Origin of the sequence: Rhodococcus daqingensis (assembly GCF_042665615.1) — a bacterium.
GTDB classification, from domain to species: domain Bacteria; phylum Actinomycetota; class Actinomycetes; order Mycobacteriales; family Mycobacteriaceae; genus Rhodococcus_G; species Rhodococcus_G daqingensis.
The window spans coordinates 203,377-225,189 of record NZ_JBHTCS010000011.1 but is presented as its reverse complement, the minus strand read 5'-3'; the positions used below and the strand labels follow the sequence as shown (position 1 = coordinate 225,189).

The 21,813-nt window shown below is 70.7% G+C and carries 18 protein-coding genes and 2 pseudogenes; 11 read left to right on the top strand and 9 right to left on the bottom strand.

The window, feature by feature from the left end; all coding sequences use genetic code 11:
• Positions 1–407: 407 nt before the first annotated feature.
• Positions 408–1,301, top strand: coding sequence for a M23 family metallopeptidase (locus tag ACFQS9_RS10090; protein ID WP_378404076.1), 894 nt, complete (start codon positions 408–410; stop codon positions 1,299–1,301).
• A gap of 101 nt (positions 1,302–1,402) precedes the next feature.
• Complete coding sequence (locus tag ACFQS9_RS10085; RefSeq protein WP_378404074.1) at positions 1,403–1,801, top strand: hypothetical protein; 399 nt, start codon at positions 1,403–1,405, stop codon at positions 1,799–1,801.
• A gap of 56 nt (positions 1,802–1,857) precedes the next feature.
• Here ACFQS9_RS10085 and ACFQS9_RS10080 read toward each other — a convergent pair whose 3' ends face one another.
• The gene (locus ACFQS9_RS10080; RefSeq protein WP_378404072.1) at positions 1,858–4,332 is read right to left on the bottom strand and encodes a UvrD-helicase domain-containing protein; all 2,475 of its coding nucleotides are present in this window, start codon (positions 4,330–4,332) and stop codon (positions 1,858–1,860) included.
• A gap of 109 nt (positions 4,333–4,441) precedes the next feature.
• On the opposite strand from ACFQS9_RS10080, the gene ACFQS9_RS10075 reads away from it, so the two are divergent.
• Positions 4,442–4,735: a chorismate mutase gene (locus ACFQS9_RS10075; RefSeq protein ID WP_378404069.1), complete on the top strand. Its 294-nt coding sequence runs from the start codon at positions 4,442–4,444 to the stop codon at positions 4,733–4,735.
• Positions 4,736–4,803: 68 nt separating this feature from the next.
• Here ACFQS9_RS10075 and ACFQS9_RS10070 read toward each other — a convergent pair whose 3' ends face one another.
• Together ACFQS9_RS10070 and ACFQS9_RS10065 are read right to left on the bottom strand one after the other, a co-directional pair.
• Entirely contained in the window at positions 4,804–5,763 is a 960-nt protein-coding gene (locus ACFQS9_RS10070) for an esterase/lipase family protein (protein WP_378404067.1), read from the bottom strand.
• Between the two features lie 103 nt (positions 5,764–5,866).
• The gene (locus ACFQS9_RS10065; protein WP_378404065.1) at positions 5,867–7,318 is read right to left on the bottom strand and encodes an NAD-dependent succinate-semialdehyde dehydrogenase; all 1,452 of its coding nucleotides are present in this window, start codon (positions 7,316–7,318) and stop codon (positions 5,867–5,869) included.
• A gap of 122 nt (positions 7,319–7,440) precedes the next feature.
• On the opposite strand from ACFQS9_RS10065, the gene pgi reads away from it, so the two are divergent.
• Positions 7,441–9,090, top strand: a complete 1,650-nt coding sequence (gene pgi / locus ACFQS9_RS10060; protein ID WP_378404063.1) for a glucose-6-phosphate isomerase — start codon at positions 7,441–7,443, stop codon at positions 9,088–9,090.
• A 16-nt stretch (positions 9,091–9,106) separates the two neighbouring features.
• On the opposite strand, the gene ACFQS9_RS10055 is transcribed toward pgi, so the two are convergent.
• Positions 9,107–9,916, bottom strand: coding sequence for an FAD:protein FMN transferase (locus ACFQS9_RS10055; RefSeq protein WP_378404061.1), 810 nt, complete (start codon positions 9,914–9,916; stop codon positions 9,107–9,109).
• Between the two features lie 275 nt (positions 9,917–10,191).
• Here ACFQS9_RS10055 and ACFQS9_RS10050 point away from each other — a divergent pair, with 275 nt between their 5' ends.
• Both ACFQS9_RS10050 and ACFQS9_RS10045 read left to right on the top strand, forming a co-directional pair.
• On the top strand, positions 10,192–11,178 hold the full coding sequence (locus ACFQS9_RS10050; protein ID WP_378404058.1) for an AurF N-oxygenase family protein: 987 nt from the start codon (positions 10,192–10,194) through the stop codon (positions 11,176–11,178).
• A 28-nt stretch (positions 11,179–11,206) separates the two neighbouring features.
• A complete protein-coding gene (locus tag ACFQS9_RS10045) occupies positions 11,207–12,937 on the top strand; it encodes an FAD-dependent oxidoreductase (RefSeq protein ID WP_378404056.1) in 1,731 nt (576 codons plus the stop codon).
• A gap of 12 nt (positions 12,938–12,949) precedes the next feature.
• Here the strand turns inward: ACFQS9_RS10045 and ACFQS9_RS10040 are convergent, their stop codons facing one another.
• Positions 12,950–13,621, bottom strand: coding sequence for a TetR/AcrR family transcriptional regulator (locus tag ACFQS9_RS10040; protein WP_378404054.1), 672 nt, complete (start codon positions 13,619–13,621; stop codon positions 12,950–12,952).
• A 63-nt stretch (positions 13,622–13,684) separates the two neighbouring features.
• Here ACFQS9_RS10040 and ACFQS9_RS10035 point away from each other — a divergent pair.
• Positions 13,685–14,305, top strand: a pseudogene (locus tag ACFQS9_RS10035) (DUF4386 family protein); the annotation flags it as partial.
• A gap of 25 nt (positions 14,306–14,330) precedes the next feature.
• Here the strand turns inward: ACFQS9_RS10035 and ACFQS9_RS10030 are convergent.
• Both ACFQS9_RS10030 and ACFQS9_RS10025 read right to left on the bottom strand, forming a co-directional pair.
• On the bottom strand, positions 14,331–15,095 hold the full coding sequence (locus ACFQS9_RS10030; protein WP_378404052.1) for an SDR family oxidoreductase: 765 nt from the start codon (positions 15,093–15,095) through the stop codon (positions 14,331–14,333).
• A 28-nt stretch (positions 15,096–15,123) separates the two neighbouring features.
• A complete protein-coding gene (locus tag ACFQS9_RS10025; protein ID WP_378404049.1) occupies positions 15,124–15,708 on the bottom strand; it encodes a helix-turn-helix domain-containing protein in 585 nt (194 codons plus the stop codon).
• Between the two features lie 96 nt (positions 15,709–15,804).
• Here ACFQS9_RS10025 and ACFQS9_RS10020 point away from each other — a divergent pair.
• Together ACFQS9_RS10020 and ACFQS9_RS10015 are read left to right on the top strand one after the other, a co-directional pair.
• Positions 15,805–16,743 (top strand): annotated as a pseudogene (locus ACFQS9_RS10020) (NAD(P)/FAD-dependent oxidoreductase); the annotation flags it as partial.
• A 54-nt stretch (positions 16,744–16,797) separates the two neighbouring features.
• On the top strand, positions 16,798–17,424 hold the full coding sequence (locus ACFQS9_RS10015) for a class I SAM-dependent methyltransferase (protein WP_378404176.1): 627 nt from the start codon (positions 16,798–16,800) through the stop codon (positions 17,422–17,424).
• Positions 17,425–17,454: 30 nt separating this feature from the next.
• Here ACFQS9_RS10015 and ACFQS9_RS10010 read toward each other — a convergent pair whose 3' ends face one another.
• Both ACFQS9_RS10010 and ACFQS9_RS10005 read right to left on the bottom strand, forming a co-directional pair.
• On the bottom strand, positions 17,455–18,189 hold the full coding sequence (locus ACFQS9_RS10010) for a Clp protease N-terminal domain-containing protein (protein WP_378404047.1): 735 nt from the start codon (positions 18,187–18,189) through the stop codon (positions 17,455–17,457).
• Positions 18,190–18,221: 32 nt separating this feature from the next.
• Positions 18,222–18,698, bottom strand: a complete 477-nt coding sequence (locus ACFQS9_RS10005; protein WP_378404045.1) for a nuclear transport factor 2 family protein — start codon at positions 18,696–18,698, stop codon at positions 18,222–18,224.
• Positions 18,699–18,853: 155 nt separating this feature from the next.
• Here ACFQS9_RS10005 and ACFQS9_RS10000 point away from each other — a divergent pair, with 155 nt between their 5' ends.
• Both ACFQS9_RS10000 and ACFQS9_RS09995 read left to right on the top strand, forming a co-directional pair.
• Positions 18,854–20,326, top strand: a complete 1,473-nt coding sequence (locus tag ACFQS9_RS10000) for a dihydrolipoyl dehydrogenase family protein (RefSeq protein WP_378404043.1) — start codon at positions 18,854–18,856, stop codon at positions 20,324–20,326.
• On the top strand, positions 20,319–21,809 hold the full coding sequence (locus ACFQS9_RS09995) for a carboxylesterase/lipase family protein (protein WP_378404041.1): 1,491 nt from the start codon (positions 20,319–20,321) through the stop codon (positions 21,807–21,809). The genes ACFQS9_RS10000 and ACFQS9_RS09995 overlap by 8 nt, the downstream gene beginning before the upstream one ends.
• Positions 21,810–21,813: the final 4 nt, after the last annotated feature.

Sequence of the window (21,813 nt, the reverse complement as noted above, 5' to 3'; positions counted from 1 at the left end):
ACTGACGCTAGTGGTTCAGCGACACCGGATTCGACCGAACATCGCAAGAATCCGGCGCGGCCGCTTCAGCCGCCTTCCGGCGTATTCCCAGGCCCGGCCGTGATCACTCTGTGATGCATCTCACATATCCCAAACAGTTGGCGCTAGGAGTTGCGGCGCTCGCAACCGTTTCGTTACCGTCGCTTCGGTCAAAGTCACAGACAGATCACGAACAGGAAGGCGGCAAGTTGTCCAGACATCGCGCGCCCTTCCAGTCCAGCCGCTTCGCCCCGCAGCAGCAGGCTGATGGCGTCTCCACGACTGTTTACTCGATTCCCGCAGGTCACACCGTAGAGCCGCGTTACCAGGCTCCGGTAGAACCCAGCAGATCGAGCTTCGATTACGCCGGGGACAACGAATCCACGCAGGTGTATTCGAATCCCACGCCGAATCGTTACATCGGGTCCGCAAGCCTCGGAACCCCGCGCACGACGACGTACCGCTCCACCTCGCTCGACCAGCTCGACACCTCCTTCGAATCGGACCTCGCAGCTCCCGCTCGCCGCGGTGGAGCGCACCGGATCCCCACTCCCCCCACCGCCCTCAAGGGCCGCGCCGCAGTCATCGCGGTCGCCGCAGGCGCGGTCGTCGCCGCGGGACAGGCCAGCCTCAACGGTCCGAGCAGCACCGACACCGCAGAGCTCAACCTCGCCGCGGACGACAGCTCGTCGAGCACCGCCGCGACCGCCGAGCCGCAGGCCGCCCAGTTCGCCGCCGACACCGCCGTGAACACGACCTCCCAGGCCCCGCAGGTCCTCAACGTCGCGGCGCCCACCGATCTCAGCCAGTTCTCGAACCTGCTCGCCAAGGGCCAGCGGTTCAGCGAGGAGCGCGCCGCCCGCGAGGCAGCCGCCCGCCGGCCCCTGTTCGCCCTCCCGGCCCTCGGCTCGTACACCTCCGGCTACGGCGCCCGCTGGGGCACGCTGCACGCGGGCGTCGACATCGCGAACGCGATCGGCACCCCGATCTACGCGGTCGCCGACGGCGAGGTCATCGATTCCGGTCCCGCACAGGGCTTCGGCATGTGGGTCCGCCTGCGCCACGCCGACGGCACCGTCACGGTCTACGGCCACATCGACTCCTCCAACGTCTCGGTCGGCCAGAAGGTCATGGCGGGCGACCAGATCGCGCGGATGGGCAACCGTGGCTTCTCCACCGGCCCTCACCTGCATTTCGAGGTGCACCTGGGCGGCGAGAACAAGATCGATCCCCTCCCCTGGCTCGCCACCCGCGGCATCAGCCTCGGCGTCGATCGCGACTAGAGCCGAACTCCTCTTCGCGCGCTCGTCGGGCGGAATGTGACCGTCTGCAATACCCTTCAGTGAGCCAGACTCCGTTGACGTCTCGTAGCGAAGGGGTTCGTGTGAACTATTCCCGAGGGTCCGTCGTCGTCGCCGCACTCGCAGGCGCTGTCTCACTCGCCATGGCGCCCACCGCATCGGCCGCCACCTACCAGATCACCGCGCTCCCACCGATCGGAACCGTGTACTCGGACAACGTGGTGACGCTCGCGATGGCGATCAGTCCCGTCCCCGCCGGCGCGGACGCGACCACCCCCGTCCTCGTGCACATCACGGAACCAGACGGCGACGAGCGAACCCTCACCGTCCCGCTGACGCTGGGCGGTGCGACCGTGGCCACCCGGGTGAACGAACCGGGACGCTATGTCGCGGACTTCACCTTCGACGCACCCGGCGCCGATCCGGCCTCGACCACCCTGGAGTTCGACGCCGTCCCGTCGCCGATCGGAAGTTCCTCGTAGCGAGGGCCTTTCGTTGCATCGGAGCTCGGTGATCGGGCTAGAGCCCGACCATCGGGCTAGAGCTTGACCATCGGCACGCCGCCGATGAGCATCAGCCGCACCTTGCCCGCCGAGCCGAAGTCGACCGTGACCGTCGCCGTCGGTCCGCTCCCCTTGGTCTCCAAGACCGTCCCGAGGCCGTATTTGTCGTGACTGACCCGATCGCCGACGGCGAGCACGAGGTGGTTGTTGCGAGCCCGGGGAGCGCCGAAGCTCGGTGTCGCGCCACCCGACCCGCCGCCGTAGCCCTGCCCGCCACCGAAACCACCGCCGCCGTAGCCCTGACCGCCTCGCGGACGCCCGCCCCCGATGGCGCCGCCCGCACCGGTCCCCGGGTCCTCGCGCCGCCAGTGCAGCAGGTCGGACGGGATCTCCTGGAGGAACCGTGATTCCGGGTTCGTGATCGGCTGCCCCCACGCCGAGCGCATGACCGCGCGGGTGAGGTACAGGCGGTGCCGGGCCCTGGTGATGCCGACGTAGGCCAGCCTGCGTTCCTCGGACAGCTCGGCCGGGTCCCCCAGCGCGCGCATGTGCGGGAACTGGCCGTCCTCCCATCCGGTCACGAACACCACCGGGAACTCGAGCCCCTTCGCGGTGTGCAGGGTCATCAGCGTCACGACGCCATCGCCGTTGTCGGGCAACTGGTCGGAATCGGCCACCAGCGACACCCGCTCGAGAAAGGCGGCGAGCGACCCCGGGTCCGGTTCGCCCTCGGCCGGGTCGAGATCGTCCTCGCCCGCGGCCGCCAACGCGCCCTCGAGGCTCTCGTCGATCTCAGTCTCGACGCCCGCGGCGTTGCGCGCGTCGGAGCTGAACTCCTGTGCCACGCTGACCAACTCGTTGAGGTTGTCCAGACGCGCACCGTCCTGCGGATCGCTGCTCGCCTCGAGCTCGGCCCGGTAGCCCGTCCGGTCGAGCACCGCTTCGACCACCTCGCCGATGTCGATCAGCCCGGTGTCATCGGGCTCCATCGCCTCGCGGATGCCGTCCATCATCTCGAGGAACGCGACGATCGCCTTCTGCGAACGGGTGTTCAGCAGCGGCACCACGCCGTCCGCGGCGTCCCGCAGCGCCTGTGCGAAGCCGATCCCGCGCTGCTCCGAGTGGACGGCGACACACGCCTCTGCCCGGTCGCCGATGCCGCGGCGCGGGGTGTTGAGAATACGGCGCAGGCTCACGGTGTCGTCGGGGTTCTGCAGCACCCGCAGGTACGCGACCACGTCGCGAACCTCCTTGCGCTCGTAGAACCGGACGCCGCCGACCACCTTGTACGGCAGGCCCAGCCGGATGAAGATCTCCTCCAGGGTCCGGGACGAGTTGTTGGTGCGGTAGAACACCGCGACGTCGCCGAACTTCGCGTCGCCCGCGTCCACCAGCTTGTCGATCTCCGACGCGACGAAGTACGCCTCGTCGTGCTCGTTGTCGGCGACATATCCGGTGATCAGCTCGCCCTCACCCGAGTCCGTCCACAGCCTCTTCTCGCGCCTGCCGGTGTTCCGGGAGATCACCGCGTTCGCGGCGGACAGGATGTTCTGGGTGGATCGGTAGTTCTGCTCGAGCAGGATGGTCCGCGCGTCCGGGTAGTCGCGCTCGAACTCCTCGATGTTGCGGATGGTGGCGCCACGGAACGCGTAGATCGACTGGTCCGCGTCGCCGACCACGCACAGCTCGGCGGGTGGGACCAGCGCATCGCTGTCACCGGCGGTCCCCCCGACCAGCTCGCGCACGAGCACGTACTGCGCATGGTTGGTGTCCTGGTATTCGTCGACCAGCACGTGCCGGAACCGGCGCCGGTAGTACTCCGCGACCTGCGGGAAGTTCTGCAGCAGCGCGACGGTCTCGCCGATCAGGTCGTCGAAATCCATCGCGTTGGCCGCGCGCAGCCGGGCCTGGTAATGGCCGTACACCTTCGCGACCAGCCGGACCAGCTCGTTCGGGTCCCGGTCGGCGTCGGCCACGGCGCGTTCGGGGCCGATCAGCTCGTTCTTGAGGTTCGAGATGTGCGTGGCCAGCAGCCGCGCGGAGTACCGCTTCGCGTCGATCTCGAGGTCCTTCGAGATCATCGTCAGCAGCCTGCGCGAATCGTCGGCGTCGTAGATGGTGAAGTTCGAGTTCAGGCCGGGGAGCAGGGCGGCCTGCATCCGCAGGATCCGCACGCAGCTCGAGTGGAACGTCGAGACCCACATGTTGTTGGCTCGGGGGCCGACCAGGTGCGCGACGCGCTCGCGCATCTCGGCGGCGGCCTTGTTGGTGAACGTGATCGCCAGGATCTGCCCGGGTGCGACGTCCCGCTCCGCGAGCAGGTAGGCGATCCGGCGGGTCAGCACGGCCGTCTTCCCCGAGCCCGCGCCCGCGACGATCAGCAGCGGCGAACCGGCATGCACCACCGCCTCGCGCTGCTGCGGGTTGAGCCCCTCGAGGAGAGTCGCCGACGAGGTGCGCGGCTGCGGCGTCGCAAAGCGCGCGTGACCTGCTGCTGAGAATGTGTTCATCGTCTGTCAACGCTACCGCCGCGCACCGACAGCGCCGCCCCCGGCCATGGTCAGCCCCTTGCGCCCGTGGCAAACTGTGATTCCTGATCTGACATGAGGAGAAATGCACATGGGCGGCACAGTTCCATCGGATGCCACCGACTCCGGCCTCCCCACGAGCGAGGCGGAGATCGAGGAGCTCCGACTGGAGATCGACCGACTCGACGCCGAGATTCTCGCGGCGATCAAGCGCCGCAGCGAGGTCTCCCAGATCATCGGCCGGACCCGGATGGCCTCCGGCGGCCCGCGCCTCGTGCACAGCCGTGAGATGAAGGTTCTCGAGCGCTTCAGCGACCTCGGCCAGGAGGGCCACACCCTGGCGATGCTCCTGCTGCGCCTCGGGCGCGGCCGACTCGGTCAGTAATCCGCACAGAACGAACTTCGATCAGGTTTCCGGGGGAACACCTGCCGTGACCGACGGGGTGATCGCGGCTACCCGGTGACGGGCGGGACGAACTCGCAGCCCACCGGCCGCGGATGCGCGGGATCGAGCGCGTTGAGCACGAACCCCGCCGTCCGCGGGCTGCCCGCGATGGCCAAGTGCTCGGAGAGATCGGTCGGGCAACCGTCCTGCACCACGATGTTCACCGCGTTGGGCGCGGCCACCAGGCCGCTCGTGTACGGGTAGGCGATCTCGTCGTACACGGTTGCGATGTTCGTGTAGCTGACGCCCGGGGCGTACACGCCGTCGGCGTTCAGCTCCCGCATGAACGTCGAACCGCCGATCAGCTGCGAACAGGCGACGCAGACTCCCCCGGAGATCATGCCGTCCAGGACATCGGGCTCGACGCCCAGCTGCCGCCCGAGCCCGCGCCACAGGTTCATCTGATCGCCCCACCCTCCCAGCCACGGCCCGGCGATCGACACGAACTTGTCCACCTTGCCCGCGCCGCCTCGGCGCTTGACGAAGTAGTTGCCGACGACGCTGCCCTGCGAATGGCTGACCAGATCCACCCGTGCCGCGCCCGTCGCACCGCGCACGCGGTCGACGAAGGCGGCCAACTGCGCGGCACTTTCCTCGATCGGTCGCATTCCGCCCATCGCCGACAGCGGCGCCGGCGCGTCCAGGGCTCCGTAGGTGAGTGAGTAGACGCAGTAGCCCGCGTTGGCGAGCGGCGGGACCATCGCCCCCCAGTTCGTCTGCGCGCCCCCGCTGGTGCCGTGCACGAGCACCACCGGGTTCGGATGGGCCGCGGAGGGTGTGCAGGACCAGTTGTTGGACCCCGGCAGGGAACCACCGGGATTCGATAGCTCGTACGGGATGCCGGCAAAGAAGTTGTAGTCCACCGGCAGCTCGGCCCGCGCGGTACCACCCGCCGCAGTCCAGAGGGCGGCAAGAACCACCATCACCAGCATCGATCCCGGCGCGCCCCTAGTCAGCCTCCGTCGCATGACCCCCCCCATTTCAGGACATTTCGCGACAGAGTATCCGGCATGCCGCGGCGCTGGAGGCCGTACCGGGGAGAAACACACGGACCGGCACACCGTCCCTCCCTCACTGCAGCGCGATGTACTTGGTCTCCAGGTACTCCTCGATACCCTCGCTGCCGCCCTCGCGACCGAACCCGGAGGATTTGACGCCGCCGAACGGCGCGGCGGCATCAGAGATCACGCCCCGGTTCACGCCGACCATCCCGGTCTCGAGCGCCTCCGCCACCCGCAGCGCCCTGTCCAGGCTCTGCGTGTAGATGTAGGCGGCCAGTCCGTACTCCGTGTCGTTGGCCGCGGCGATGCCCTCCTCCTCGGTGTCGAACCCGGCGATCGCGGCGACCGGACCGAACACCTCCTCACGCAGGATGCGGGCCTCTACGGGCACGTCGGTCAGCACCGTCGCCGGGTAGAAGTAGCCCGGACCGCCCGGGGCCTGGCCGCCGAGCCGCACCTGCGCCCCCACCGCGACCGCGTCCCGCACCAGCTCGCTCACGGTCTCGAGCTGAGCCGGGTTGATCAGCGGTCCGAGCTTCGAATCCGGGTCGGTGCCGGGCCCCAGTGTCATCGACCGCATCCGCTCGGTCAGCCTGGCACCGAACTCCTCGCGAACCGAGTTCTGCACGTGGAAGCGGTTCGCCGCCGTGCACGCCTCGCCGCCGTTGCGCAGCTTGGCCAGCATCGCCCCGTCCACCGCGGCGTCCAGGTCGGCATCGTCGAACACGACGAAGGGCGCGTTCCCGCCGAGCTCCATCGAGGTGCGCAGCAGCCCCTTCGCGGACTGCTCGATCAGCTTGCGGCCCACCCCGGTCGACCCCGTGAAGGTGAGCTTGCGCAGCCGCGGATCGTCGATCAGCGGACCGGTCAGCGCGCCCGCGCTCGAGGTCGGCAGCACCGAGAGCACGCCGTCGGGCAACCCGGCGTCGACGATGAGCTGGCCGAGCAGCAGCATGGTCAGCGGGGTCTCGGCGGCGGGCTTGACGATCATCGTGCACCCGGCAGCGAGGGCGGGTCCGATCTTGCGGGTCCCCATCGCCAGCGGGAAGTTCCACGGGGTGATCGCCAGGCAGGGCCCGACCGGGGCCTTGCCGACCAGGATCCGGCCGGTGCCCGCGGGCGCGTGGGTGTAGCGGCCGGCGATCCGCACGGCCTCCTCGCTGAACCAGCGGAAGAACTCGGCCCCGTAGGCCACCTCGCCCTTGCTCTCGGCCAGCACCTTGCCCATCTCCAGCGTCATCAGCAGGGCGATGTCGTCGGCGCGCGCGGTGATCGCCTCGAACACCGCGCGCAGGATCTCGCCGCGTTTGCGCGCCGGGGTGGCCGCCCACTCTCGCTGCGCGGCGGCCGCCGCGTCGAGCGCCAGCAGGCCGTCGGCGGGGCCGGCGTCCGCGACCTCGGCGAGCGGCTCGCCGGTCGCGGGGTTGACCACCGTGAACGTCGCGCCGCTCGCCGCGTCCACCTGTTTGCCGCCGATCCAGAGCTTTGTGGGGATCGACTCGATCAGAGTTCGCTCGTCCATGGCCTCCATACTGCCCGCCCTCGCGCGGAATGGAAGGCCTCTGTCGTGGACACGATCGATCAAGGAGTGCCTGCACTGGGAAGCGCTCAGCGCGGCCGGTTCGCCCCCACTAGTCTCGACGTATGAGTCTCGACATCACCGGCACGGCCGCCTGGCAGGAGCTTCGCGCGCACCACGAGCAGGTCGGGACCCGGCACCTGCGCGAGATCTTCGCCGAGGACCCCAAGCGCGGCAGCGAACTCACGGTGACGGCAGGCGATCTCTACATCGACTACAGCAAGCACCGGGTGGAGCGCGAAACCCTGCGACTGCTGATCGAGCTGGCGCGCACGGCCGGCGTCGAGGAACGCCGGGACGCGATGTTCCGGGGCGATCGCATCAACACCTCCGAGGACCGCGCCGTCCTGCACACCGCGCTGAGACTGCCCGCCGACGCGACCCTGGTGGTCGACGGCCAGGACGTGGTCGCCGACGTGCACGAGGTGCTCGACCGGATGGGCCGCTTCACCGATCGGCTGCGTTCGGGCGAGTGGCGAGGGGCGACCGGCGAACGCATCACCACGGTGGTCAACATCGGCATCGGCGGTTCCGACCTGGGGCCGGTGATGGCGTACCGGGCCCTGCGGCACTACGCGGACGCCGGCATCGCGGCCCGATTCGTCTCCAACATCGACCCGTCGGACCTGGTGAGCAAGCTGGCCGGACTCGACCCGGCGACGACCCTGTTCATCGTGGCCTCCAAGACCTTCTCCACCCTCGAGACTCTCACCAACGCAACGGCGGCCAGGCGCTGGCTCACCGCGGCCCTCGGCGACGACGCCGTGGCCAAGCATTTCGTCGCCGTCTCCACCCATGCGGAGAGGGTGTCCGAGTTCGGCATCGACACCGACAACATGTTCGGTTTCTGGGACTGGGTCGGCGGGCGCTACTCCGTGGACTCGGCCATCGGACTGTCACTGATGTGCGTGATCGGCCGGGAGGGGTTCGGCGAGTTCCTCGAGGGTTTCCACACCATCGACCGGCATTTCGCGACCGCCCCGCTCGAGAACAACGCGCCGGTCCTGCTCGGGCTCATCGGACTGTGGTACTCGAGCTTCTTCGACTCGGATTCGCGCGCGGTGCTGCCCTATTCGAATGACCTCGGCAGGTTCGCCGCGTATCTGCAGCAGCTCACCATGGAGTCGAACGGCAAGTCGGTGCGCGCCGACGGCTCCCCGGTGAGCACCCCGACCGGGGAGATCTTCTGGGGCGAGCCGGGAACCAACGGCCAGCACGCCTTCTACCAGCTCCTGCACCAGGGCACCCGGCTCTCCCCCGCCGACTTCATCGGCTTCGCCGAGCCCACCGACGATCTGCCGACGCTGGACGGGACCGGCAGCATGCACGACATCCTGATGAGCAACCTGTTCGCCCAGACCAAGGTCCTCGCGTTCGGCAAGACCGCGGAGGAGATCGCGGCCGAGGGAACGGCACCGGAACTGGTGCCACACAAGGTGATGCCGGGCAACCGGCCGTCGACGACCATCCTCGCGCCCCGGATCACCCCGTCGGCGCTCGGCCAACTGATCGCGCTCTACGAGCACCAGGTCTTCGTCGAGGGCGTCGTGTTCGGCATCGATTCGTTCGACCAGTGGGGCGTCGAACTGGGCAAGACCCAGGCACTCGAGCTCGGACCGATCCTCACCAACCCCGAAGCCCCTGCGGAGCAAGGCGATTCATCCACCGACACCCTGGTGCGGTGGTATCGCGGCAGGCGCGGCCGCGCGGTCTGAGGTCCGCCCCTAGCCCCTAGGCGACGTGGCCGTGGGGCAGCACCTGGGTCCACGCGTCGGTGATCCGGACAGCGCCCCGTCGGTACGCGACCCGGGCGGCAAGCTCGTTCTCGTCGAGCCAGCGCAACGCCGCCACGCCGCGGTTCACGGCCGCGGCCGCCGCCGCATAGGCCCAGAGACTGTCCTCGGTGATGACCGTGACGCCGTCCACTCCGCCGTCGGCATCCCACTCCTCCAGGACGGCGGGACGTGCGGAGGACATCGACTTCCCGGTGAGCACCTCGATCGGCGCGGCCGCGCCGATCTCCACCTGCCAGCCCCCGATGGGACAGTGTCCGGCGGTCGAGACGGTGTCCCCGATCCGGGCGAGGACACCGCACTCGAGGGTGCCCGCGGCGGAGTGGGCCACTCGATCCGCGGTGCCGGCCTTCGCGGTGTTCGTGATGTCGAGACAGACCCCGAACGGCGCGAACACCGTGTCCCCGTCCAGCCGCACGTCCTCGAATGTCCACTCGGGGTGAATCGGGGGCACCCGGCGCGGGTCCGCCGAGTCGAGGGACAGCGGGTTGACGGCGCCGCCGGTCATCCGGGCGGCCCACAGCGCGGACCGGATCAACGCGGTCAGGCGCCTGCTGATCTTGACCGGCATGCCCTGGGAGAGGTTGACGGCGTGGATCTCGGCGTCGCCGCGGGTGAGGTCGCAGGCGGCACGGACATCGGCCAGCGCGTCAACGGCAATGGCGACCGCGGCGTCGAGCGCCGCCCCCTCGGTCACCCGGATCTCCACCTCGCTACCCCAGGTGTGCCATTGCATGCTCGGAACCATGATCGTGCTCCACGGATCGGCCGCCGTGCGGCGGTTCTGCTGAAACCAGTATGCGCCAGGTTTCTGAGCTGGGGCTGAGCGATTTTTGTCGGGATCACCCCAGGCCGGGCCGGGGTTTCCGGGTCGGTGCGCGATCGGATGGGCGAATACCCTGGATTTGCATGCGACTCACAGTTACAGTTACCTGGAGTGTGACACCGCGGCCGGAACGCCGCACCGAAGAGACGATGCCGTGCGCGATCGCCTCAGCAACGACAGCGACAGCGGGAGTAGCCATGACACTGACGACAGCGACCGATCGATCCGATCAGGACCGGTACCACGAGTCCCTGACGATGCTGTCGGAGGCGTCGGTGCACAAGAACTTCGACCCCTTCGAGGACATCGACTGGGATTCGCCCGAGTTCGCGGTGATCCCGAACGATCCCCGGTGGATCCTCCAGAAGGAGACCGATCCCCTCGGCAGCCACCCGTGGTACCAGGCGCTGCCCCAGGACAAGCAGATCGAGATCGGGATGTGGCGTCAGGCCAACGTCGCGAAGGTCGGCCTGCAGTTCGAGAACATCCTGATCCGCGGCATGATGCAGTACGTCTTCTCGACCCCGAACGGGTCTCCCGAGGCCCGCTACTGCACCCACGAGGTCATCGAGGAGTGCAACCACACCCTGATGTTCCAGGAGATGGTCAACCGCATCGGGAGGGACACCCCGGGGATGGGCCCGCTCCTGCGCTTCATCGCACAGTTCTTGCCGTTGGCCGGCAACGCGCTGCCGGTGATCTTCTTCATGGGCGTCCTCGCGGGCGAGGAACCGATCGACCACCTTCAGAAGTCGATCCTCCGCGAGGACAGCGACATCCATCCGATCATGAAGGGCGTCATGGCGATTCACGTCGCCGAGGAGGCACGGCACATCTCGTTCGCGCACCAGTTCCTGCGTCGCCGCGTCCCCATGATGTCCAAGGCCGGCCGCTTCGTCGCCTCTCTCGCCATGCCACTGATCATGCGGATCCTGTGCGATGCCATCGTGGTTCCGCCGAAGCAGTTCTGGCGTGAGTTCGACATCCCGAAGCAGGTCAAGAAGGACCTATTCTGGGGCACCCCGCCGGCACGCAAGGCCCTGCGCGGCTACTTCGCGGACGTCCGCATGCTGGCCACCGACAGCGGGCTGATGAACCCGGCGTCCCGCCTGGCCTGGAAGGCCCTGAAGATCGACGGCAAGAGCTCGCGCTACCGCAGCGAGCCGGGCCGCAGCGCCGCCTGACCAGACTCTCGATCGGAAGCAGTTCGCAATGCCCCACGTCGTCACCCAGTCCTGTTGCAGCGACGCGTCCTGCGTGTACGCCTGCCCCGTCAACTGCATCCACCCGACACCGGACGAGCCGGATTTCCTGACCGCGGAGATGCTGCACATCGACCCGGCCGCGTGTGTCGACTGCGGTGCCTGCATCTCCGCCTGCCCGGTGGACGCGATCGTGCCGCACTCGAAGCTGTCGGAGCCGCAGCAGCAGTTCCTGACGATCAACGCGGACTTCTACAAGGAGCCGCGTCCGCGCCCGATCCTGGCGCCGGTCGTCGCCGCGCCCGAGGTCCGCCGCGACCGGGGTGCGCTGCGGGTCGCGATCGTCGGGGCGGGTCCGGCCGCGATGTATGCCGCCGACGAGCTGCTCACCCAGCCGGGAGTGCAGGTCAATGTCTTCGACCGCCTTCCGGTGCCGCACGGCCTGGTCCGCGCGGGAGTCGCGCCCGACCACCAGAAGACCAAGCAGGTCTCCCGGCTGTACGACAAGATCGCCGCCCAGCCGGGGTTCGAGTACTACCTCAACGTGGAGGTCGGCGAGCACCTGACGCACGACGAGCTGCTCGCGCATCACCACGCGGTGATCTACGCGGTCGGCGCCTCCACCGACCGCGGCCTCGGCATCCCCGGCGAGGACCTCCCGGGCTCGACGTCCGCGACGAACCTGGTGGCCTGGTACAACGGCCATCCCGACCACGCCGACGATCGCTTCGACCTGTCCCACCGGCGCGCCGTCATCATCGGAAACGGCAATGTCGCACTCGATGTCGCGCGGATCCTGACCGCGGACCCCGACCGCCTCGCCGCCACCGACATCGCGCCTGCCGCCCTGCAGGCGCTGCGCGGCAGCCGGATCGAGGAGGTCGTGATCGTCGCGCGGCGCGGAATCGCCCAGTCCGCCTTCACGGTTCCCGAGTTCGCCGGACTTCTCGACGCGCCCGACGTCGACGTGGTGGTCCACCCCGACGAGATGGTGCTCGACCCGACGACCGAGCGCCTCGCCCGGGACGGCGAGCTCTCGCACGCGGTGACGCAGAAGCTGTCGCTGCTCCGGTCCGCCCGCCTCGAGGGCGAGCCGGGCCAGGAGCGGCGGCGGATCGCGCTGCGCTACCTGTTGTCTCCGACCGCGATCAGCGGCGACGACCGGGTCACCGGCGTCGAGTTCGCCCGCAACGTGCTGACCGTCGGGGAGGACGGCGGCGTGCGGCTCGAGTCGACCGGCGAGACGGAACGACTCGAGGCCGGCCTCGTCCTCACCTCGATCGGGTATCGCGGGGTCCCGATCGCGGGAGTGCCGTTCGATCATTCGGCCGGGGTGATCCCCAACGCCGACGGGCGGGTGCTCGACGGACCGGGCGGCTCCGTGCTCGCGGGCGCGTACGCCACCGGCTGGATCAAGCGCGGGCCGAGCGGGTTCATCGGCACGAACAAGTCCTGCGCACAGGAGACCGTGACCCGGCTCGTCGACGATTTCAACTCGGGTCGGCTGCGCGAGCCCCGGTCGACCGCGACCGCGCTGAACCGGCTGGTGCGGGAGCGGCAGTCGGCGGTGATCGATCGGGCTGGGTGGACGCTGATCGACGAGGCCGAACGCAGCCGCGGCGCCGAGCGGGGCCGCATCCGCGAGAAGATCACCGACCAGGCCGAGCTGGCGCTCATCGCCGGGGCGGCGGGCCGGGGAACCGAGACGTCGGTGCTCCGGCGGCTCCGTCGGGGTCGCTAGTCAGACCCCGGCTCACGCCAGCACTCGGCGTAGCCCCCACTCGAACTGCTCGGCGGAGATCCAGTCCGCCATCACCCCGGCGGCGGCCGCGCTCCGCGGCCACTGCCGGGCGTCGACCGCGTCGAAACCGTTGCGGCGCTGAGCGACGCGGTCCGCCTCCGCAGCGAGGGGCGGCCGTCCGTCCGTCTCGGCCACCTCCAACGCGACCGACCCGACGACGTGCACGATCACCAGGTAGGTGGCGCGGGCCGCATCGTCGGGGTCCAGGCCGCCGTCGGCGAGGGCCTCGAGCAGGCGCTCGCCCACCTCGAGGGCGGCCGGGCCGTTCATCGGCGCGGTCATCAGCAGCCGCGCCACCGCCGGGTGCTCGAGCAGTCGCAGGCGCAGCGCCGTCGCGTAGGCCACGATCCGGTCCCGCCAGTCCGCGGTGGGCCCCGCGAGCAGGCTCGCGTCGGCCTGGCCGAGCACCCGCTCGGCGACCTCGCGCTCGAGGTCCGCCCGGCTCGCGACGTAGGTGTAGACGGCGTTCGGGTTCACCCCCAGCCGGGCGGCGACCGACCGGATCGACAGGGCATCGCTGCCGCCCTCGTCCAGGATCTCCAGCGCCCTGTCGACCACCTGATCGCGGGTGAACGCGCGCCTGGCCGGGCGCTCCCGCCGTGCTGTTGACCCGCCCTCCGACATGGCGTTGACTGTACTCCGTACAACCAGTTGTACGGTGTCCAGCCGGAAGGAGTGGAGTCTCCGATGCGCACAAACGACCGTCACAGCACCCGCCTCACCGCCGTCCTGCTCGTCGCGGGCGCGGTGATTCTCAACGTCGCGTTCGCCGGGCTGGGCGCGGCCTTCGACTATCCCGACGTCCTCACCCGGCCCGCCCGACAGGCCCTGGCCGAGTTCCGAGCCGACCAAGCCGAGATCGTCGCGTGGTTCGCCCTGCTCTGCGCGGGGGCCGCGCTGCTGACGCCGATCGCGCTGCGGGTCGGACGGCTCGGCGACTCGGCACTGCTCCGCGCGAGCGTTCCGGTCGGGATCGCCGCCTCGGTGGTCCAACTGGCCGGGCTCGCCCGCTGGCCGCTGCTGGTGCCGTTCCTCGCCGCGCGGACGGAATCGGACCCCGGCGCGGCGGCGACGTTCACGACGGCGAACACCGTGCTCGGCGTCGCCGTCGGCGAGACCCTCGGCTACGCGCTCACCGCGGCGTGGACCGCGATGGTCGCGGCGGCACTCCACCGACGCCTGGCCGGAACCTGGTTCACCGCACTGGGTTTCGCCGCCGCTGCCCTGATCGCCGTGGGCGTGTTCGCGCCGCTGGACCTGCCGGGCGCCGAACTGGCGAACTTCGCCGGCTACCTCCTGTGGAGCGCCTGGCTGGTGGCGTTCGCGGTGACGATCAGAGGAAGCGGCCCGTCAGCCGCTGCGGCAGCACCCGCAGGGCCAGGTCGATCGGTCGCCACGGCCAGCCGGGAACGACGGCCCGCCGCGGCTCCCGCTCGATCGCCTGCACCATCGACCGCACCCCCGCGACGGTGTCCGCCATCAGGGGCGTCTTGGCCACCTTCTCGTTGATCGGGGTCCGGATGTAGCCGGGCAGGATGGTGGTGACGGAGATCGGGCTGCGCGAGAGCTCCGCGGACAGTCCCTCCCCGAGCGCGGACACCGCCGCCTTGCTCGCCGAGTAGGCGGTCTGCGCCTTCGGCAGGCCGCGCACCGCGCTCATCGAGGACACCAGCACCAGGTGGCCGGCGCCGCGGGCGCGGAACAGTTCCATCGCGGCCTCGGTCTGGGCGAGCGCCCCGACGAAGTTGGTCTGCGCGGTCTCCAGGTTCGCCTCGGGCTTGCCCGAGCCGATCACCGCGCCCTTGCCGAGTCCGGCGTTGACCACGATCCGGTCGAGCCCGCCCAGCTCGTCGTCGAGCTCACCGAACACCCGGGACACCGCGCGATGATCGTTGACGTCGAGGGCCCGGACCGCGACCCTGATCGACGGGTGCGCGGCGAGGAGCTCGGCGCGCAGTTCCTCGAGCCGGTCGACGCGGCGGGCGCACAACGCGAGATCGCGCCCCATGGCAGCGAACTGGCGCGCCATCTCCGCGCCGAGCCCGGAGCTGGCGCCGGTGATCAGGATCGTGGTTCGCGTCTTCGCCGTGGAGGTCACAGCGGACGAGCCTAGCGCCGCGCCGGGGTCATCGCCGGGTGCGCACGTGCGCCCGCTCGCCCTGCGGCCCGAACAGGCTCAGGATCTCCGCCGGCTCGGGGCCGGGGTTGCCGAACCAGTGCGGGACGTGGGTGTCGAACTCCGCCACCTCCCCCGGCATCAGGATCACGTCCTGGTCGCCGAGGCACAGGCGCAGCCGCCCGGACAGCACGTACAGCCATTCGTAGCCCTCGTGCGTCTGCAGCCGCGGCTCGTCCACCGATGGCCGCGCGGGGAAGACGTGCTTGAACGCCTGGATCCCGCCCGGCCTGCGGGTCAGCGGGATGATCGTGACACCGTTGCGGCTGATCGGGCGGGGGTGGATCCGCGGGTCGCCGGTCGCGGGCGCGTCGACGAGCTCGTCCAGCGGCAGCTGGTGCGCGCGGGCCAGCGGGAGCAACAGCTCCAGGGTCGGCCTGCGCTGCCCGGATTCCAGCCGCGAGAGGGTGCTCACCGAGATCCCGGTGCTCTCGGCGAGCTGCGCCAGCGTCGCGCCGCGCTGCCTGCGGATCGCCCGCAGCCGCGGTCCCACCGCGTCGAGGACGTCGTCGAGTGCGTGCGGGTCGTCGGCCATCCACCCAGTTTGCCACTTCGGCAACGAAGCTTGCCGAAATCCGTTCCGAGGACGGACAGTGCGATGACGAAGGCGGACGAGCGGAGGAGAACGAGGGTGGAGCAGAACTACGACGTGGTGATCGTGGGCGGCGGCGCGGCCGGACTCAGCGGGGCGTTGGCGCTGGCGCGGGCGCGGCGCTCGGTGCTGGTCATCGATTCCGGCGCGCCGCGCAATGCCCCGGCCGGGCACGTGCACAACTACCTGACCCGCGAGGGCACCCCGCCCGCGGACCTGTTGGCGGCCGGCCGGGCCGAGGTGCACGGGTACGGCGGCGAGATCGTCACCGGCACAGCCACTTCCGCGCAGGCCACCGAGGGCGGTGGCTTCTCCGTCGGCCTCGCCGACGGCCGGTCCGCGTCGGCCCGCAGGCTGCTCGTGACCACCGGACTGGTCGACGAGCTGCCGAACGTGCCCGGCGTCGCCGAGCGCTGGGGTCGCGAGGTGCTGCACTGCCCCTATTGCCACGGCTGGGAGGTCCGCGACCGGGCGATCGGGATCCTGGCCACCGGCCCGATGGCCGCGCACCAGGCCCTGATGTGGCGGCAGTGGAGCGCGGACGTCACCGTGTTCCTGCACACCGCGGCCGAGCCCAGTGCCGAGGAGCTCGAGCAGTTCGAAGCCAGGGGCATCGCGGTCGTGCGCGGCGAAGTCGCCGGGCTGGACGTCGCCGACGACCGTTTCACGGGGGTCCGCATGCGCACCGGCGAGCTCGTGCCCCGCGACGCGATGGTCGTCGCACCGCGCTTCGAGGCCCGCGCCGGCTTCCTGCGTGAGCTCGGCCTCGAGCCCACCGAGCAGGAGATGGCCGGGCACGTCATCGGCAGCTACATCGCCGCCGATCCGATGGGCGCCACGGCCGTCCCGGGCATCTGGGCGGCGGGCAATGTCACCGATCTCAAGGCCCAGGTGATCGTCGCGGCCGCAGCGGGCCTGAACGCGGGCGCGGCCATCAATGCCGATCTCATCGCGGAGGACACCCGTCTCGCGGTGGCCGCTCACCGAGGGGACGCGCCCGCACCTTCGGAGGCTGGGTCGCCGGACGGCCCCATGAGCATGTTCGACGAGCGGGCCTGGGAGGAGCGATACCGCTCTCGGGCCGGGGTCTGGAGCGGGCGCCCGAACCCTCACCTCGTGGCCGAGGCCGCCGCGCTCGCACCGGGGACCGCGCTCGACGTGGGCGCCGGCGAGGGTGCCGACGCGCACTGGCTGGCCGAGCGCGGCTGGCGGGTGACGGCGGTGGACTTCTCCACCACCGCGCTGCAGCGGGCGGCCGAGCGGGGTGAGGCCCTCGGCGCCGACGTGGCGGGACGACTGATCTGGGTGCGCGCGGACCTGACCACGGAACCCATCGAGGGCCGCTTCGACCTCGTCACCGCGCAGTTCATGCATCTGCCGGAGCCGCAGCGCAGTGTCCTGTACGCCCGGCTGGCGGCCGCCGTCGCGCCGGGCGGGAGCCTGCTCATCGTGGGCCACCACCCGTCGGACCTGCAGACCACGGTGCCGCGGCCGCCGGTGCCGGAGCTGTTCTTCACCGCGGAGGAGGTCGCGGGCTCACTCGACCCGGTCGAGTGGGACATCGTCGTGGCCGACGCCCGCGCACGCGCCGCGACCGATCCCGACGGCCGAGAGGTCACCATCCACGACGCGGTCCTGCGCGCCCGCAGGCGCCCCTGACCCGTCGCGCTCCGGGCCGTTACGCGGCGGTCACTCCCGCTCGGCGGCGGCGGCCATCGCGGCCACCGCGGAACCGACCTCGGCCTCGACGGTCGCCCTGTCGAGGCCGAGGTCGGTGAGCAGACCCGCGCCGTCCTCCTGCTCGAGCAGCGCGAGCAGGAGGTGCTCGGTGCCGATGTAGTTGTGCCCCAACCGGAGTGCCGCCCGGAAGGTGAGCTCCAGCGCCTTCTTTGCCTGCGCGTCGAACGGGATGAGCTCGGGCAGATCGCCTGCCTTCGCGGGCAGGGACGCGGCCGCAGCGGCCCGGGCCGCGTCGAGCGCGACGCCCTGCGCGACGATCTGCGCCGCGCCGAGACCCTCGGGCTCGGTGAGCAGGCCGAGCACCAGGTGCGCGGGACGGATCTCGTCGTTGCCCGCGGCGCGGGCCTCGTTCTGCGCCGCCATCACGACGTTCTTGGCCCGGTCGGTGAACCGGCTGAAGCCCTGGCTCGGATCCAGGTCGGGCGACTCCCCCTTCGGCACGAAGCGCTTCTGCGCGGCCTGCTTGCTCACCCCCATGCTGGCGCCGATGTCCTTCCAGGACGCCCCGGACCGGCGGGCCTGGTCGACGAAATGACCGATCAGATGGTCGGCCACCTCCCCGAGATGGTCGGCCGCGATGACCGCGTCGGACAACTGGTCGAGCGCATCGGTGTGCACCTTCTTGATGCCCTCGATCAGGTCGTCGAGGCGGACGGGATTCGTCATCTTCGTCGGATTCACCATGCGTCAACCCTAGGTTGACGATCTCCAGGTCGTCAACCCTCGGTTGACGACTCGTTCGTCATGCGCGACGTGGTGTCGACGCCGCCCGCGGCCGCGATGTGCTTCGCGGTGTCCACGTAGTGCCGCATGCGGGAGATCTTCCCGGTCCTGTCGAAGGACCACAGGTGCAGCTCCTCGTCGCGGTAGTGGCCCCCGCCGGGGACCACGGCGTCGATGCTGATCTCCGCGGCCACCTGGCTCTCGCCCGCCATGATCGACAGGACGGCGAACTCACCGATGTCGAACCCGCCCACGATCCCGAAGAACTCGGCCACGCCTTCGCGTCCACCCCGCGCCCGCAGCCACGGCACATCGGCGCGCTGCGCGAAGCTGTCGGCCCAGTCCTCCCAGCGCACGTCCTCGGCGAGCATGCCGAGAACCGCCGGGATGTCGCCGCGCGCGAACGCGGCGTAGAGCGCTCCGACCGTCGCCGCGTGGTCGGCGGCGGCGGCGCCTGGTTCGGTGCTCATGGTGCCCCTCCTACCCGAGAGTGTTCTCGCGAACGGGAGTCGTCCATCTTGGAGTATCGGCCGGTCGAAATGTGCAGCGCAAGCAATGCCGAACCGAGATGTGCCGCCGCGCGAATGTCTCGCCCGCCGCCGCTCACCGCTCTACGGTGGGAACCATGGCCACATCGACGGAGGACTACGACGTCATCGTGATCGGCGGTGGGCCGGCGGGCGAGAACGCCGCCGCCTACGCCATCGCCGGTTCGAATCGGACCGCCGCGATCATCGAACACGAGCTGCTCGGCGGCGAATGCTCCTACTGGGCCTGCATGCCCAGCAAGGCCCTGCTGCGGCCCGCCGGGGTCCTGGCGGCTGCCCAGGCCATGCCCGGCGTCCGCGAGACCGTCGGCGACGCGACGCTCGACCGGCACGCCGTGTTCGCCCGCCGCGACGAATTCACCAGCCACCATGACGATTCCGGCCAGCGGCGGTGGGCCGCCTCGGCGGGTATCGAGGTGATCCACGGGTCCGCCACCCTCACCGGCGAACGCAGTCTCGAGCTCTCGACCGGCGGCCACGGGGATCCCCCGACCCGCACCCTGCGGGCGCGACACGCGGTCGTGATCGCCACCGGCACCGTCGCGTCCGTTCCCCCGGTGCCGGGACTGCGCGAGGCGCTGCCCTGGATCTCCCGGGATGCGACGAACCTTCGGGAGGTGCCCGAACGGGTCGCGATCATCGGCGGCGGCGTGGTCGCGAGCGAGTGCGCGACCTGGCTGCTGGCCCTCGGGGTACGCGAGCTGACGCTGATCGTCCGGGGCTCGGCGCTGCTCGCGTCCGCCGAGCCGTTCGCGGGCGAACTCGTCGCCGAGTCGCTACGGGCGTCGGGCGCGACCGTGCTGTTCGGCACGAGCCCGAGCGCCGTGCGCCGCGAGCAGCCGCGCGACACAGGCGTGGGACGCATCCACGGCGGACCGGTGACCATCACCCTCGAAGGCCGAGAGCCGGGCGAGATCACGGTCGACGAGGTGATCGTCGCGGCCGGACGACACGCCGCCACGTCCGGCCTCGGACTCGCCGCCGTCGGGCTGCGGGACGGGCGCGTCCCCACCGACGACCATCTCGCCGTCGAGGGCGTGCCCGGGGAATGGCTCTACGCGGTCGGCGACGTCAACGGGCGCGCGGCGCTGACGCACATGGGCAAGTACCAGGGCCGGGTGTGCGGCGACGTCATCTCGGCCCGGGCGGAGGGCCGCGCGCTGGACGGCGCGAGGTTCACCGCGAGCGCGGACCACGCCCAGGTGCCGCAGGTGGTGTTCACCTCCCCCGAGGTCGCCTCCGTCGGCCGCACCGAACGCGCCGCCCGCGCAGACGGCATCGACACCGAGACCGTCGAGATCGACATCGCGGTGGCCGGATCATCGCTGGCGCGAGACGATTTCGCCGGTCGGGCCAAGCTGGTCATCGACCGCGGGAGCGACACCCTGGCGGGCGCGACCTTCGTCGGGACCGAGGTGGCGGAGTTGGTCCATGCGGCCACCGTCGCGGTGGTCGGCGCGGTACCCATGGAGTCGCTGTGGCACGCGGTCCCCTCGTACCCGACGGTCAGCGAGGTGTGGCTGCGGCTGCTCGAGGCCCGCCGTGCCTGACCCGTTGATCGTCACCACCGACGCGGGCCGGGTCCGCGGACGCGAACACGACGGCCTCCGATCCTGGCGTGGAATCCCCTACGCCGCACCGCCGGTCGGCGAACTCCGGCTGCGGGCGCCGCAGCCGGCCGCACCGTGGACGGGTGTGCGCGATGCACTGGACTTCGGCGCGGCGGCGCCCCAGTCCGGACGCGGCGAGCGCCGGGGCGTCCGGACCGACGAGGACTGCCTGACCCTGAACGTGCTCACGCCCGCCGCGCGGAGTTCCACCCCGCGACCCGTGATGGTGTTCATCCACGGCGGCGCGTACAGCGGCGGATCCTCGGCCACCCTGCTGTACCGGGGCGACACCCTCGTCCGCCGCGGCGACGTCGTGTACGTGTCCCTGAACTACCGGCTCGGCGCCCTCGGCTACCTCGATTTCGGCGACTACTCCTCCCCGGGCCGGCCCTTCGACTCCAACCTCGGCCTGCGTGATCAGCTCGCCGCGCTGCAGTGGGTGCACCGCAACATCGCCGCGTTCGGCGGCGATCCCGGCAAGGTCACGCTGTTCGGGGAATCCGCGGGCGCCAACGCGGTCACCACCCTGATGTGCGTACCCGCCGCCGAGGGCCTCTTCGCGCGCGCCATCGCGCAGAGCCCGCCCGCGGCGTCCGCCTACGGCCGCGACCGCGCGAAGGCCTGGGCTGCCGAGTTCGTGGAGATCCTCGACGGCGCGGACGACCCCGCCCTGGCACTGCGCACCGCGGACCCCGACGCCCTCGTCCGCGCGGGCGATGCCCTCACTGCGCGCGGGGCGGACGAGGCGCCGGGCACCCGGGCGTTCGCGCCGCTCGTCGACGGCGACCTCCTGCCGCGACACCCGCTCGACGCGTTCGCCGACGGTCTCGCGCACGACATCCCCCTGATCGTCGGGACCAATGCCCGTGAGGGCACCCTGTTTCCGCGTTTCCTCGACATCATCCCCACCGACCCGACCCGGATCGAGAAGATGTTCTCCGAGACGGACCCCGAACTCAAGGCCCGCATCCTGGCCGCCTACCCGGGCTACCCGGAGCGCCGGGACGCCGTGCGGATCGGCGGCGACGTCACCTTCTGGGAACCGTCGATCCTGGTGGCGCAGGCGCACGCGGCCACCGCACCCACCTACGCCTACCGCTACGACTTCGCTCCGCGCCTGCTAAACGTCGCGGGTCTCGGCGCCACCCATGCGACCGAGCTGCTCGCGGTGTTCGGCGTGGGCGACACGGTGATCGGCCGGGTGGCCACCGCGTTCGGCGGGCGTCGTGGACTACGGGAGGCCACGGCCATCATGCAGTCGCACTGGCTGCATTTCGCCCGGCACGCGGCGCCCCGATCCACCTGGCCCGCCTACACGGCGGCGCGGCGCGAGACCCTGATCATCGACACCACCGCGCGGATCGAGAGCGACCCGCACGGCGACCTGCGCCGGGCGTGGATCGGGTACCGGCACCGGCGCTGAGGCA

Excerpts from the sequence above, each read along its gene's own strand:
- ACFQS9_RS10025 (WP_378404049.1), bottom strand. The coding sequence starts at position 15,708 with ATGGCCGACGACCCGCACGCACTCGACGACGTCCTCGACGCGGTGGGA.
- ACFQS9_RS10080 (WP_378404072.1), bottom strand. The coding sequence starts at position 4,332 with ATGAACACATTCTCAGCAGCAGGTCACGCGCGCTTTGCGACGCCGCAG.
- ACFQS9_RS10070 (WP_378404067.1), bottom strand. The coding sequence starts at position 5,763 with ATGCGACGGAGGCTGACTAGGGGCGCGCCGGGATCGATGCTGGTGATG.
- ACFQS9_RS10065 (WP_378404065.1), bottom strand. The coding sequence starts at position 7,318 with ATGGACGAGCGAACTCTGATCGAGTCGATCCCCACAAAGCTCTGGATC.
- ACFQS9_RS10015 (WP_378404176.1), top strand. The coding sequence starts at position 16,798 with ATGAGCATGTTCGACGAGCGGGCCTGGGAGGAGCGATACCGCTCTCGG.
- ACFQS9_RS10050 (WP_378404058.1), top strand. The coding sequence starts at position 10,192 with ATGACACTGACGACAGCGACCGATCGATCCGATCAGGACCGGTACCAC.
- ACFQS9_RS10005 (WP_378404045.1), bottom strand. The coding sequence starts at position 18,698 with ATGAGCACCGAACCAGGCGCCGCCGCCGCCGACCACGCGGCGACGGTC.
- ACFQS9_RS10000 (WP_378404043.1), top strand. The coding sequence starts at position 18,854 with ATGGCCACATCGACGGAGGACTACGACGTCATCGTGATCGGCGGTGGG.
- ACFQS9_RS10040 (WP_378404054.1), bottom strand. The coding sequence starts at position 13,621 with ATGTCGGAGGGCGGGTCAACAGCACGGCGGGAGCGCCCGGCCAGGCGC.
- ACFQS9_RS10010 (WP_378404047.1), bottom strand. The coding sequence starts at position 18,189 with ATGGTGAATCCGACGAAGATGACGAATCCCGTCCGCCTCGACGACCTG.
- pgi (WP_378404063.1), top strand. The coding sequence starts at position 7,441 with ATGAGTCTCGACATCACCGGCACGGCCGCCTGGCAGGAGCTTCGCGCG.
- ACFQS9_RS10075 (WP_378404069.1), top strand. The coding sequence starts at position 4,442 with ATGGGCGGCACAGTTCCATCGGATGCCACCGACTCCGGCCTCCCCACG.
- ACFQS9_RS10045 (WP_378404056.1), top strand. The coding sequence starts at position 11,207 with ATGCCCCACGTCGTCACCCAGTCCTGTTGCAGCGACGCGTCCTGCGTG.
- ACFQS9_RS10055 (WP_378404061.1), bottom strand. The coding sequence starts at position 9,916 with ATGGTTCCGAGCATGCAATGGCACACCTGGGGTAGCGAGGTGGAGATC.